11 protein-coding genes and 1 pseudogene are annotated in these 12,491 nt (G+C 76.4%); 2 read left to right on the top strand and 10 right to left on the bottom strand.

Annotated elements, in window-relative coordinates:
• Positions 1-176: 176 nt before the first annotated feature.
• The 6 genes from GC157_15215 to GC157_15190 all read right to left on the bottom strand — a co-directional run bounded on the left by GC157_15215 (position 177) and on the right by GC157_15190 (position 7,968).
• Positions 177-2,771, bottom strand: a complete 2,595-nt coding sequence (locus tag GC157_15215) for an AAA family ATPase (protein ID MBI1378808.1) — start codon at positions 2,769-2,771, stop codon at positions 177-179.
• Between the two features lie 4 nt (positions 2,772-2,775).
• Positions 2,776-3,054, bottom strand: a complete 279-nt coding sequence (locus GC157_15210; GenBank protein ID MBI1378807.1) for a DUF4242 domain-containing protein — start codon at positions 3,052-3,054, stop codon at positions 2,776-2,778.
• A 207-nt stretch (positions 3,055-3,261) separates the two neighbouring features.
• Positions 3,262-4,782 (bottom strand): GTPase HflX, encoded by a 1,521-nt coding sequence (hflX, locus tag GC157_15205; protein MBI1378806.1) that lies wholly within the window; start codon positions 4,780-4,782, stop codon positions 3,262-3,264.
• A 134-nt stretch (positions 4,783-4,916) separates the two neighbouring features.
• Positions 4,917-5,630 (bottom strand): hypothetical protein, encoded by a 714-nt coding sequence (locus GC157_15200; GenBank protein MBI1378805.1) that lies wholly within the window; start codon positions 5,628-5,630, stop codon positions 4,917-4,919.
• 179 nt (positions 5,631-5,809) lie between these two features.
• Positions 5,810-6,667, bottom strand: a complete 858-nt coding sequence (locus tag GC157_15195) for a diaminopimelate epimerase (protein ID MBI1378804.1) — start codon at positions 6,665-6,667, stop codon at positions 5,810-5,812.
• A 152-nt stretch (positions 6,668-6,819) separates the two neighbouring features.
• On the bottom strand, positions 6,820-7,968 hold the full coding sequence (locus GC157_15190; GenBank protein ID MBI1378803.1) for a glycosyltransferase: 1,149 nt from the start codon (positions 7,966-7,968) through the stop codon (positions 6,820-6,822).
• Here GC157_15190 and GC157_15185 point away from each other — a divergent pair.
• Positions 7,952-8,923, top strand: a complete 972-nt coding sequence (locus tag GC157_15185; protein ID MBI1378802.1) for a PIG-L family deacetylase — start codon at positions 7,952-7,954, stop codon at positions 8,921-8,923. The two genes, GC157_15190 and GC157_15185, sit on opposite strands and share 17 nt — an antisense overlap.
• A 4-nt stretch (positions 8,924-8,927) precedes the next feature.
• On the opposite strand, the gene miaA is transcribed toward GC157_15185, so the two are convergent.
• The 3 genes and pseudogenes from miaA to GC157_15170 form a co-directional block, all read right to left on the bottom strand.
• Positions 8,928-9,887 carry a tRNA (adenosine(37)-N6)-dimethylallyltransferase MiaA gene (gene miaA, locus GC157_15180; protein MBI1378801.1) on the bottom strand — a complete coding sequence of 320 codons (960 nt, stop codon included), beginning with the start codon at positions 9,885-9,887 and terminating at the stop codon, positions 8,928-8,930.
• A gap of 428 nt (positions 9,888-10,315) precedes the next feature.
• Positions 10,316-10,507: pseudogene (locus GC157_15175) on the bottom strand (hypothetical protein).
• A 92-nt stretch (positions 10,508-10,599) separates the two neighbouring features.
• The gene (locus tag GC157_15170) at positions 10,600-10,899 is read right to left on the bottom strand and encodes a hypothetical protein (GenBank protein MBI1378800.1); all 300 of its coding nucleotides are present in this window, start codon (positions 10,897-10,899) and stop codon (positions 10,600-10,602) included.
• Positions 10,900-11,056: 157 nt separating this feature from the next.
• Between GC157_15170 and GC157_15165 the strand changes: the two genes are divergently transcribed.
• Positions 11,057-11,734 carry a DUF4396 domain-containing protein gene (locus tag GC157_15165; GenBank protein ID MBI1378799.1) on the top strand — a complete coding sequence of 226 codons (678 nt, stop codon included), beginning with the start codon at positions 11,057-11,059 and terminating at the stop codon, positions 11,732-11,734.
• 21 nt (positions 11,735-11,755) lie between these two features.
• On the opposite strand, the gene GC157_15160 is transcribed toward GC157_15165, so the two are convergent.
• Positions 11,756-12,475: a hypothetical protein gene (locus GC157_15160; GenBank protein MBI1378798.1), complete on the bottom strand. Its 720-nt coding sequence runs from the start codon at positions 12,473-12,475 to the stop codon at positions 11,756-11,758.
• Positions 12,476-12,491: the final 16 nt, after the last annotated feature.

Raw genomic sequence — 12,491 nt, 5'->3', positions numbered from 1 at the left:
TCAACCCCGCGATCTGCCCATGCGTCAACCCCTGCGCCAGACCCCGCTCGATCACCACACGCTCATGCACCGTCAACCGCGCACCAGGCATCCCAACCTCCGCCGCACATCATCAGGTGCAACGACCCCTTGAACCCGCCCCCGGATTTCCGCGCTTTCGGGCAGTAACGACGGGGTCAGGGGACGAGGCCGAGGCGACGCAGCTCGCGGCCGGCGTCGCGGCGCGAGTTCACCCCCAGCTTGGCGAGCAGGCTCGACACGTGGTGGTCGACCGTCTTCGGGCTGATGAACAGCGCCTCGGCGATCTCGGCGTTGGTGAGGCCGGCGGCCACCTGCCCGGCCACCTCGAGCTCGCGGGCGGTCAGCGCGAAGGGGTTGTCGCGGGTCGAGCGGCGCGGCCGACGCGGGGCGGGCTCGCCCAGCGCGCGAAGCGCGAGCGTCATGCGGTCGGCTGCCGGGTGCGCCCCCAGCGCGGTGAAGCCGGCGTACGCCGTGCGCAGGTGCTCGGGGTCGCGGCTGACGGCGAGCGCCAGGGCCGCGTCGTAGGCGCACCCCCGCTCGCTCCACCACGCGTGCGCCTCGACGTGACGGCCCGCGCGCACCAGCGCGTAGGGCGGCGCGACGGAGGCGGCCGGGTCGGTCCCGGCCCCGGCGAGGTCGAGCCAGAGGCCCAGCTCGCCCAGCGCCCACGCGTAGTCGACCTTGGTCGCCAGCGCGTACGCCGCCTGCAGGCCGGCCACCTCCTCGGACAGCCGACCCTCGAGCCACGCCGCCTCGGCCCGCGCCGCGGCCGCCGGCCACACCCGCTGCAGGTGCCCGATCTCGTGGGCGAGCGCCGAGGCCTCGTCGAGGACCTCCCACGCGCCGGGGTCGCCGCGCCGCGCGCGCAGCCGCCCCAGGGCCGTGAGCGCCGTGGAGCGGGCGATCCCCACCGTCGAGGGTCGCGCGAGCAGCGCGGTCGCGCGGGCGCCGGCGTCGTCCCACCTGCCCTGCTCGAGGTCGCACCGGGCCAGCCACGCGGTGGCGTAGGCCTCGCCCCCGCGCGAGTCCGTCGCGCGGGCCAGACGCAGGGTTTCGTGCAGCGCGGGGACGGCGGCGTCGTAGAGGCGCACCTCGCCACCGCCGCTGCCGAGCTGGCTGTGGCCGAGCAGGACGAGGTCGTCGCGGTCGATGCGCCCGGCCAGGGCGATGCCCTCCCGGATGCGGGCCTCGCCCAGCACCGGGTCGGAGCTCATGAGGAGGGCGACGCCCGCCTGCACCAGGACGGCGGCGACGAGGTCGTCGCGCCCCAGCTCGCGGGCGAGCTCGAGGGCGCGCTCGCCGGCCTCGACGGCCGCCGGGAGCTCGCGGGCCAGCATCCGCGACGACGTGACCCCCAGCAGCGCGTCGGCGATGTCGGCCGGGTCGCCGAGCGACTCCAGCAGCGCGACCGAGCGCTCGGTGGCGGCGTCCGCCCGCGACTGCGCCCCGAGCGAGGTCAGCGGCGAGGTGAGCTTGCGCAGCGCCAGAGCGGAGCGGCGCACCTCCCCGCGCTGCTCCCAGATCGCGACGGCCTGCTCGTAGGCCTCGACCGAGTCCGCGAAGCGCCCGACGACGTGGGCCTCCGAGCCGAAGCGCTCGAGCAGCTCGGCGCGCTCGTCGTCCGGCAGCCCGTCGGCGAAGCGCAGCGCGGCCGCCAGCTGCTCGGTGGCCGACAGGTGGGCACCGGCGCGCACCGCGAGTTCGGCGGCGGCGACGGCGTGGCGCAGGACGGCGTCCCCGTCGCCGCCCTCCTCCGCGTGGAACGCGAGCAGCGCGGGGTCGGCGGGCGTGGGCGCGGCGGCGAGGTGTGCCAGCGCCTTGCGGTGCAGGATGCGGCGGCGGATCGGCGTGATGTCGTCGTGCACGCTGATGCGCGCGAGCTCGTGGCGGAACACCACGCGGGTCCCGTCGGGCACGAGCATCCCGGCCACGACGCACTCGTCGACACCGACGACGTCGTCGCCCAGCAGGCGCTCGAGCATCGCGAGCTCGGCCCCCAGCGGGGCGATGGACGCGGTGTCGAGGGCCTCGCGACCGACGGGCGACAGCGCGCTCGCCCGGCCGAGCACGGCGTCGCGCACCGAGGCCGGCGCCCCCGGGCCGGACCACGCCAGCGACTCGCTGACGAAGAAGGGGTTGCCGCCGGTCACCCGGTGCAGCGCCTCGGCGTCGACGTCGACCCCCTGCGCCGCGGCCAGCGCGGCGACGGCGTCGACGCTGAGCGGGGTCAGCCGCAGTCGCGTGCCGGCCGCCGCCACCAGCTCGGCCCGCGCGCCGCGCTGGGCGCTGCTGGCGCCGAGCGCCTCGTCGCGCTGGGTCAGCAGCAGCAGCACGGGCGCGTCGGCCAGCCGCCTGCTCAGGAAGGTGAGCGCGTCGAGGCTCGCCTCGTCCACCCAGTGCACGTCCTCCACGACGACGACGGTCGGCGCGGGCAGCGCCCGCAGCCCTGCCAGGGCGAGGTCGAACAGGCGGTGCCCCGCGGCGCCCTCGGCGAGGGCGGCCTCCAGCGGGTCGCCCAGCTGCGGGGCGAGGTCGGCGAGCACCCCCAGCGGGCGCGGTGCCCGCAGGTTGTCGCCGGCGGCCCGCACCACCGGCGCCCCGGCGTCGGACAGGAACGCGCGCACGAGCGAGGTCTTGCCGCCGCCGGCCTCCGCGGTGACCAGCACGGTCTCGCCGGGACCGCCGGCGCGGACCCGCCGCCACGCCTCCCCGAGCGCGGCGAGCTCGCCGCCCCGCTCGAGGAGTTCCATGCGGTCAGCTCTCGACGTAGAAGTACGGGTCGAGCACCCGCACCTCGGTGATGGCGTCGACGGGGAGGCCGTTGCGCGCGGCCGCGCGCCGGATCGACTCGGGGTCCGGCCCGTCGTAGATGCAGAACGAGACGGCGCGGTCGGGGGTGACGTAGGAGTGCAGCCAGGTGACGCCCTCGCCGGCGTTGGTGTCCACCACCGTGCGCACGCTGGCCGCGCCGGCGGCGTCCGTGGGGATCTCGAGACCGTCGGCGAACGTGCGCTCGACGAGGTAGCGGGGCATGGGTCCTCCTGTCCGCCGGCGACCGGGAGGTCCGGTGCCGACGTCAGAGTCGCCTGCGGCGGCGTCCCCGCAGATCGGGAACGGCTCCCCATCTTGCCCGCGGACCCGGTCCGGCGCGCCCCGTTCCCGCCCGATGTCACTGGTGGAAGGGTCGCTTCCGGGGCCGGGAGACGACCGTTCCACCAGTGACATCGCACCGGGCTTGGGTCAGGCGGACGCCCCGGCCACCGCGGCGGAGGCGAGCACGCCGGCCAGCGGCTCGTCCACGCGGCCCACCAGGCGGGTGCCGGCCTCGAGGTGCTCGACCGTCTCGAGCTCGCCCTCGCGGTGCGCGCGGGCGACGAGGTCGCCGCGGGCGTAGGGCACGACGAGGTCGATGGGGACCGCGCCGTGCGGGAGGTCGGCCTCGACCATCTCGAGCAGCGTCGGCACGCCCTCGCCGGTGCGCGCGCTCACCACGGTGGAGTGCGGCTCGCGGTTGAGGATGCGCGCCACCACGTGCGGGTCGGCGACGTCGGCCTTGTTGACGACGATGAGCTCCGGCACGTGCTGCGCGCCGATCTCAGCGAGCACCGCGCGCACCGCGGTGATCTGGCCCTCGGGGTCGGCGTCGCTGCCGTCGACGACGTGGAGCACGAGGTCGGCGTCGGTGACCTCCTCGAGGGTGGAGCGGAACGCCTCGACGAGCTGGTGCGGCAGGTGGCGCACGAACCCGACCGTGTCGGCCACGGTGATCACCCGGCCGCTGGGGGTCTCGACCCGGCGGACCGTGGGGTCGAGCGTGGCGAACAGCGCGTCCTCGACCAGCACGCCGGCACCCGTGATGCGGTTGAGCAGGCTGGACTTTCCCGCGTTGGTGTAGCCGGCGATGACGACGCTGGGCACGCCGTGGCGACGACGGTCGGCGCGCTGCGTGTCGCGCGCCGTCTTCATCGCGTGGATCTCCTTGCGCAGCCGGGCCATCGAGCTGCGGATGCGACGTCGATCGGTCTCGATCTTCGTCTCGCCGGGGCCTCGGGTGCCGACGCCGCCGCTCGCGCCGCCTCCGGCACCACCGCCCTGCCGGGACAGCGACTCGCCCCAGCCGCGCAGGCGCGGGAGCAGGTACTGCATCTGGGCGAGCGACACCTGCGCCTTGCCCTCCCGGCTGCGCGCGTGCTGGGCGAAGATGTCGAGGATCAGCCAGGTGCGGTCGACCACCTTGACCTTGACGACGTCCTCGAGCTGGCGCAGCTGACCGGGGGTGAGCTCGCCGTCGACGATGACGGTGTCGGCCGCGCTGTCGACGACGAGGTCGCGCAGCTCGCGGGCCTTGCCGGACCCGATGTAGGTGGCCGGGTCGGGCTTGTCGCGGCGCTGGATCACGCCGTCGACGACGAAGGAGCCCGCGGTCTCGGCGAGCGCGGCGAGCTCGGCGAGGCTGCGCTCGGCCTCGCCCACGGTGCCCTCGGTCCACACACCCACGAGCACGACGCGCTCGAGCCGGATCTGCCGGTACTCGACCTCGGTGACGTCGACGAGCTCGGTGGAGAGCCCCTGCACGCGGCGCAGGGCCGCGCGGTCGGCGAGCTCGAGCTCGCCGGTGGAGGGGTCGTCGAGGTCGAGGCCGGGATCGGCCTCCTCGTGCGCCCGGCGTCGGGCGGTGGCGTCGTACCGGCCCGCGAGGGGCAGCGGCGCGACCGTGTCGTCGTCCCGCGGGTCCACGGGCTCGGGGTTCGCGTGCGTCATCAGGCTTCCAGGGTCGCACGCACACGCGCAGGGGCGCGACCGCGATCCGCCCCGCCCCGCACGTCACTGGTGGAACGGTCGCTTCCCGGGCCGGGAAGCAGCCCTTTCACCAGTGACATCGCCTCCGGGCGGGGTCAGTGGGGGGCGGCGGCGCTGGTGGCGGCGGAGCGCAGCAGGTCGAGCAGCTCGACCCGCTCGTCGTGGCCGAGGGCGTCGTAGGCCGGGGCGACGAGCCGGTCGGTGAGCGACTCGGCATCGGCGCGGGCCGCGACGTGGGCGGAGGCGTCCTCGAACGGCTCCTCCCAGCCGTAGAACGCCGCGTTGCCGGAGCCGCCGCCGCCCTGGAGCGCGTTCTGCAGCGCGGCCGCGCCGGGGCCGGCGAGGATCGCCTGCAGGGGCGTGAGGCCGGTCGCGATCACCGCGACCAGGTGCAGGCCGCCGCGGTGCTCGCGCAGCACGTGCATCAGCTGCGCCGCGCGGCCGAGGTCGTCGTCGGGCAGCGGCACCGCGCGCCAGCCGGCGAACAGCGGGAGCCCGGCGACGTCGAGCCCGTCGACGACGGTGGCCAGCAGCTCGGCCAGCCGGCCCGGGTCGCGGGTGGCGCCCAGGCGCGTGCGGCCCCAGTCGCGGCACACGTCGGCGTACGCCGTCACCGCCGTGGCGACGTCGACCACCGCGCGGCCGCCCTCCCACGCCTCGCGCACGACGTCGGCCGGCCAGAACCCGAACGCCGCGGTCACGACGTCGGCGTCCACCTCGCCCAGCACGCTGCCGCGGCCGCGGACGTAGCCCTGGCGGCCGCGCAGGCCGAGGGCCGCGCCGTACTCCTTGGCCTGCCGGGAGATCATGAACCCGCCGCCGACCGCCGAGACGATCTGGCCGGTGGCGGCGGTGAACGCGATCGCGTCGTCGACGTCGACCTCGGGCAGTGCGGTCATGGGGCCTCCCGGCTCGCTCGCGGTGGGTGGTGCTGGTTGGTCGTGTGCGTGCTCGTCGTCCGGCTGCGTGGGCCCCGGGCGGCGGCGGGTCAGTGCTGTGCCGTGGTGCCGGGGCCGAGCGTGATGCTGCCGACGATGACAGCGGGGCCGCGCAGCTCGAGGTGGGAGTCGGCGCGGCGCGTGACCACCACGGTGCCGCCCGGCACCTCCACGGTGTAGGCGGTCTCGAGCGGCGCGGAGTCGTGCGCGGCCACGGCCACCATCACGGCGACGGCACCCGTGCCGCACGAGAGCGTCTCCCCCACGCCGCGCTCGTGCACGCGCATCCGCACGTGGTGCTCGGCATGGGCGCCGAGGCGGTGGGCGAACTCGACGTTGACGCCGTCGGGGAACACCGACGCCGGCGCGACGTGGGGCGCGACGGTGAGGTCGAGCGCGGCGAGCTCGTCGGCGTCGTCCATGAGCACCACGCAGTGCGGGTTGGGCACCAGCACGCCGGAGCCGTTCCAGCTCACGTGGCCCACCTGCACGACCGGCATGGCGCGCAGCGCCGGCGTGGTGGCGACGCCCATGTCGACCGTGACGTCGCCGTCGTCTTCGATGCGCACGGCGCGCGCGCCGCCGCGGGTGGCGATGGAGAACTGCGGGCCGCGCTCGAGGCGGGCGTCGACGAGGTAGCGCGCGAACACCCGCGCCCCGTTGCCGCACATCTCGGCGAGGCTGCCGTCGTGGTTGCGGTAGTCCATGAACCACGCGGCGTCCGCAGCCTGGTCGGCGACCTCGGCGACCGCGGCCGTGGGCACCACGCGCAGCACGCCGTCGCCGCCGATCCCGAAGCGGCGGTCGGTGAGCGCGCGCACCTGCGACGGGGTGAGGTCGTGGCGGGCGTCGGGATCCGGTACGAGCACGAAGTCGTTGCCGGTGCCGTGGCCCTTGAGCACGTGCAGGCCGTCGAGCTGCGCGAGGGCCGCGACGTACGACGGGGTCACGCGGGCGAGCCTAGCCCGCGACCGTCCCCCGCCCCCGCGCCCCCGGGACGACCCCGTCGTTACTGCCCGAAAGAACGGATTCAGGCGGGCGGATCCGTGCTTTCGGGCAGTTACGTCGAGGTGGGTCGCGCGGCCTCGGCGTAGGCGGCCTCGACGGCGGCCAGCACGCGCGGCCAGCTCTGCTCCGGCTCGGTGGTCGCGTTGTGCTGCGCGATGCGGGCGCGCAGGTCGTCGTCGGTGGCGATGCGCGCGATCGCGTCGACCATCCGCCGGTCGTCGGCAGCCAGCAGCCCCTCGACCTCGTGGTGCACGAACGACGCGATCCCGGTGGAGGCGTAGGCGAGCACCGGCAGCCCCGCGGTGCGCGCCTCGAGCGCGGCGATGCCGAACGACTCCAGGTGCGCCGGGGCGACGAACGCGTCCGAGGCCGCGAGGGTGGCGCGGACGTCGTCGGGCCCGAGGCGTCCGACGAGCTCGACCGAGCACACGCCGTCGTCGAGGCCGTGCCGCGCGACGTAGCGCTCGACGTTGGCCATCAGCGGGCCGTTGCCCACGAGGGTGAGGCGCAGGCGCCGTCCGGGGGGCAGGAAGCGCGACGCCTCGTGCACCATGCGCACGAGCGGCAGCGCGCGCTTGCGCGGGGCTAGCCGCATCACGGCGACCAGCCGCACCTCGTCCGGGTCGCCGGCCAGGTGCGGCACGCGCCACTGCTCGACGTCGATGCCGTTGGGCACGAGGGTGACCGGCGTGCCCGGGCCGGCGATCGCGCGGATGGGGTCGGCGGCCGCGTCGCTCACCGCCGTGAGGACGACGCCGGAGCGCGACCAGCCGGTGACGAGGTCGGACAGGCGTGCGGCCGGGCCGAACACCCCGCCCCACACGCCGTGGATGGTGACGACGGTGGGCAGCCCCAGCCGGCGGGCCACCCGGGCGCCGGGGTAGGCGAACGGCGAGACGACGCCGCCGTGCACGTGGACGGCGTCCGCACCGGCTGCCTCGCCGCCGTCGGCGAGCAGGTCGCGCACCACGCGCGTGACGCGCGGGTGCACCGGCAGGTCCGCCGGCATCCGCGCGGTGGCGCGGTGCACGACGACGCCGTCGAGCGTCTCGGTGCCGCGGCGCACGTCGTCGCCCGGCGTCGCGGTGACGACGTGGACGTCGTGGCCGGCGAGCACCTGCCGCGTGGCGAGGGCGCGGACCTGCGTCTCGATCCCGCCCAGGCGCGGCAGGTAGCAGTCGCTGATGTGGACGATCCGCACGGTCAGCGACCCTACCCGCGCGCGAGCCGCCGCCGGCCATCCGCTCGACCGCCGCTGGACCGCAGGTCGGCGTCACTGCCCGGACGACCGGATCCCGTGCCGGATTCCGCGCGTTGCGGCAGTAACGTGCGACGGGTCCGCGACGCTGGTGGCGCGCGGGGTCTGGGAGGATCGGCGGGTGACCGGCAGCGACGCGCGCACCCTCGTGTTCGTGCACGCGCACCCCGACGACGAGGCCCTGCTCACCGCGGGCACCATGGCGCGAGCGGCCGCCGAGGGCCAGCGCGTGGTGCTCGTGGTGGCGACCGACGGCGGCGCCGGCCTCGCGTCGTCGGCGATGTCGGCGCACCTCGCGGACCGGCGGATGCTCGAGCTCGAGGAGTCGTGCCGCGTGCTCGGCGTGCACCGGCTCGTGTCCCTCGGCTACGCCGACAGCGGCCTGCACGGCGACGCCGAGGCCGCGCCGGGCGGCGCGGTGCCGCTGTGCCGGGCACCGGCCGAGGAGTCGGCCGCCGCCCTCGCGGCGGTGCTGGCCGAGGAGTCCGCCGACGTGCTCGTCACCTACGACCCCAACGGCGGCTACGGCCATCCCGACCACGTGCGGGTGCACGAGCTCGGGGTGCGCGCGGCGGAGATCGCCAGCACCCCGCGGGTGTTCGAGGCGACCGTGCCGCGCGACCTCCTCCTGCGCGGGATCCGGCTCGCCTCGAAGGTCTACCGCTTCCCCCCGGAGTTCGACCCCACCTCGTTCGAGCGCGCGTTCACCGCCTCGGCCGACATCACTCACCGCGTCGACGTGCGCCGCTACGCCGCGGCGAAGCGGGCCTCCATGGCCGCGCACGCCTCGCAGGCCACCGCCGACGACGGCGACCGCACCCTCGCGGCCTTCCTGCGCATGCCGATGCCGCTCTACCGCCGCGTGTTCGGCACCGAGTACTACCGCCTGCGCCCCTGACGGGTCAGCGCGGTTCGGGGACGACGCCGCTCGCCACGGCGGACAGCGCCCGCTCGAGCAGGTCCGGCGCGTCGTGGGGCAGCCACACCACGCGCTCGTCGCGCCGGAACCAGGTGTCCTGGCGGCGCGCGAAACGGCGCGTGGCGCGCTGCGTCTCCGCGACCGCCGTCGCCTCGTCGAGCTCGCCGTCGAGCATGCGCAGCACCTGCGCGTAGCCCAGCGCGCGCGAGGCGGTGCGCCCCTCGCGCAGGCCGGCGTCCACCAGGGCGCGCACCTCGTCGACGAGCCCGGCGGCCCACATGCGCCGCACGCGCTCGTCGATGCGCGCGTCGAGCACCGGCCGCGGCACGTCGAGGCCCACCTGCACCGAGGGGTACGCGTCGCGCTGCTCCGGCAGCGTCGCGGTGAACCGGCCCGCGATCTCCACCACCTCGAGCGCGCGCACCACGCGGCGCCCGTTGCTCGGCAGGATCGCGGCGGCGGCCTGGGGGTCGAGCTCGGCCAGGCGCCGGTGCAGCGCGCCTGAGCCCACCTGGGAGAGCTCGGCCTCGAGCCGCTCGCGCACCTCGGGGTCGGTTCCGGGGAACTCGAGGGAGTCCAGCACCGCGCGCACGTAGAGCCCGGAGCCGCCGACGAGCACCGGCGTCACCCCGCGGGCGCGCAGGTCGTCGACCACGGCACGGGCCCGGTCGCGGTAGTCGACGACGCTCGCGGTGGTCGTGACGTCCCAGACGTCGAGCAGGTGGTGCGGCACCCCGCGCCGCTCGGTCGGCGTGAGCTTGGCGGTGCCGACGTCCATGCCGCGGTAGAGCTGCATCGAGTCGGCGTTGACCACCTCGCCGCCGAGCGCGAGCGCGAGCGCGACCCCGAGGTCGGACTTGCCCGACGCCGTCGGACCCACCACGGCCACCACCGGAGGCCCGGGCGGACGGGCGTGCGACGAACCGTGGGCCACGGCGCCCATCCTCCACCCCGGACCGGCCGTCGCGGTTGTGCGGTGCTGCCCTGGCGGCCAGGATCGATCAAGGCCGTCCGCCCGCGACGGCGCCGACGACACGACCACGGAGGCCACCATGGGGGTCATGGACAGCATCAAGGGTCTGTTCCGCAGCACCGGCGAGAAGACGTCGGACGCCGCGGCCAAGGCGGCGGCAGCGGCGAGCGACGCGGCCGAGAAGGCCAGGTCCGGCGAGCTGGCCGACCAGGCCAAGGACGCGGCGGCGAAGGCGGCCGAGGCGGCGAAGACCGTGGCGGACAAGGCCAAGGAGGCCACCGCCGACGTCATGGACAAGCACGGCGACAAGGTGACCGGCGCCGTGGCGTCGGCCGGAGCCTTCGTGAGCGAGAAGACCGGCGGCCGGCTGGAGTCCGTCGCCGAGAAGGTGGAGGGCTTCACCGAGCGCACCGTCGAGTCGCTGCGCCACGACGACGGCCCGGTGGCCGCGACGGCCGAGCGGGTCGAGGACGCCGCGGGTGCCGCCGCCGACACGGGCGCGCAGGCCGCCGACTCCGCGGCCGAGGCCGCCGGGAAGGCCGCCGACGCCACGGCGGGCGCCGCGCAGGACGCCGCCGACGCCGTGCGCGACGCCGTCGAGGACACCGAGCCGCAGTAGCAGCGCGCCCCCGTCACCCGCAGGCGCGCGCCCCGGTCGCGACGAGCAGGGTCGTCGCGTGGTTCATGGCTGGGCCAGCGCGCGCTCGATCTGCGCCCGCGAGGGCAGCCCGCGCAACCCCTCCTCGGTGCGGTAGAGCCGGCATGCGAGGGCGACCTCGGCCGGCTCCGTGCGGAACGGGTCGACGCCGTCCACGAGGAGCGTCGGCGAGCCCACGAACCCGAGCCGCTCGGCGTCCTCGCGCGTGCGCACCAGCTCGAGCCGCAGCGCCGTGCCCGGGCGACCCGACTCCGCGAGCACCTCGCGCACCAGCGCGGCAGCCTGCCGCCAGCTGGGGCAGTCCTCCAGGTAGAGCAGGGTCACGGTGCGCGGCACGTCGTCCTCCTCGGCCCGACGCTACGCCCCTGCCCTCGCCCGCGGCGTCGCACAGCTGACGGAACCGGGAATGCCCACGACGCCCGACGTCGTTGACGTCCATACCCCTGGGGGGTATAGGCTCCCCGTGACGAAGGAGGACGTCATGGCCATCAGCCCGTTGACCCGACAGGCGGTCGCCGCGACCTGGCACTGCCTCACCGGCTGCGCCGTGGGCGAGGTGCTCGGCATGGCCCTGGCCACGTGGTGGGGCTGGTCGAACGGCGCGAGCGTCGCGCTGGCGTTCGTGCTCGCGTTCGTCTTCGGCTACGCCTTCACCGTCACACCGCTGGTGCGCTCGGGCACGGCGCTGCGCGCCGCGGTGGTGCTCGCCCTCGCGGCGGACACCGTGTCGATCCTCACCATGGAGCTGGTCGACAACGGCGTGGCGCTCGCCATCCCCGGCGCCATGTCGGCCCAGCTGGGCGACCTGCTGTTCTGGGCGTCGATGGCCCTGGCACTGGGCATCGCGTTCCTCGCCGCGGTGCCGGTGAACCGGTGGCTCATCGCCCGCGGGCTCGGCCACGCCAAGGTCCACCACCTCCACCACGCCGGCGCCGCAGACGCTCACCCGTCCACCGCCGCGCACTACCCGGCCGGGCACGAGGCCCACGCCGGCCCGGCGGCTGATCACGCCTCGGCCGCGCACTCCCCGGCCGGGCACGAGGCCCACGCCGGCCCGGCGGCTGATCACGCCTCGGCCGCGCACTCCCCGGCCCGTCACTCCCCCGCGATGCACGGCGCGGCGCCGGCCGACGAGGCCCCCACCGCCCCGCACGCCTGACCGCCCGGACGAGCGCCGGCGTCAGGAGCCCGTGCGGCGCCAGCGGGCCACGAGGTAGCCGACGCCGTACGGCGCGGTGTCGCACAGCAGCGCCGCGTCGTACGCCTCGCCCCCGAGGGCGGCCGCCGCCACCCGCCAGGCGGGCCTGCCGGCGGAGGTCACTGCCGCCGCGCGCGCCCGGTCGACCGCGGCCAGGGCGCGGGCGTCGCCCTCGCGCAGCGCCGCGGCCACCGCGGCGTCGAACGCCGCGGCGTCGGGGTGCAACGAGGCCGGCGCCTTCTCCGTCCGCGACGCCGAGCCGTCCGCGACGACGAGCAGCGCCGTGGGCCCCGGGTCGGCCGCCAGCGCGGCACCGGCGGCGTCGAGGACGTCGTCGGCCGCCGCGGGGTCGACCTCGAGCGCCACGCGGTCGCCCGGCCAGCCGACCCGGGCGAGCAGCCACGCCCCGAGCGTCAGCGGCAGGACCAGCCGCCCCTGGCCGTCCACGGCTGCGGGCGGCGCGCCGGGATCGAGGGGGACGTCGTAGGCGACACCGAGGCCGCGCAGCGACCCGACGCCGTCGCGGTGCTCGCGCATCGCGGCACCGGCACCCACCACCACGACCCGCTCGGCCCCGCTCGCGGCCTCCCGCAGCGCGGTGAGCGCGGCCCCGCGGACGTCGTCGAGCTCGCCGGCGGCGCCGGACGCGACCTCGGGGACGAGCAGCGGCGTGGCGGGGACGAACGCGGCGCCGATGATCACCCGTCGACCTTAGGTC

The organism is Frankiales bacterium, assembly GCA_016125335.1.
In the GTDB taxonomy this organism is placed as follows: domain Bacteria; phylum Actinomycetota; class Actinomycetes; order S36-B12; family CAIYMF01; genus Longivirga.
The sequence above is the reverse complement of the archived record's forward strand: the minus strand, read 5'-3'. Positions and strand labels throughout refer to the sequence as shown.

What these genes read in the sequence shown, in the direction of transcription:
- GC157_15215 (MBI1378808.1), bottom strand. Translation starts at nt 2,771, where the DNA reads ATGGAACTCCTCGAGCGGGGCGGCGAGCTCGCCGCGCTCGGGGAGGCG.
- GC157_15185 (MBI1378802.1), top strand. Translation starts at nt 7,952, where the DNA reads ATGTGGACGATCCGCACGGTCAGCGACCCTACCCGCGCGCGAGCCGCC.
- GC157_15165 (MBI1378799.1), top strand. Translation starts at nt 11,057, where the DNA reads ATGGCCATCAGCCCGTTGACCCGACAGGCGGTCGCCGCGACCTGGCAC.
- GC157_15200 (MBI1378805.1), bottom strand. Translation starts at nt 5,630, where the DNA reads ATGATCTCCCGGCAGGCCAAGGAGTACGGCGCGGCCCTCGGCCTGCGC.
- miaA (MBI1378801.1), bottom strand. Translation starts at nt 9,887, where the DNA reads ATGGGCGCCGTGGCCCACGGTTCGTCGCACGCCCGTCCGCCCGGGCCT.
- GC157_15210 (MBI1378807.1), bottom strand. Translation starts at nt 3,054, where the DNA reads ATGCCCCGCTACCTCGTCGAGCGCACGTTCGCCGACGGTCTCGAGATC.
- hflX (MBI1378806.1), bottom strand. Translation starts at nt 4,782, where the DNA reads ATGACGCACGCGAACCCCGAGCCCGTGGACCCGCGGGACGACGACACG.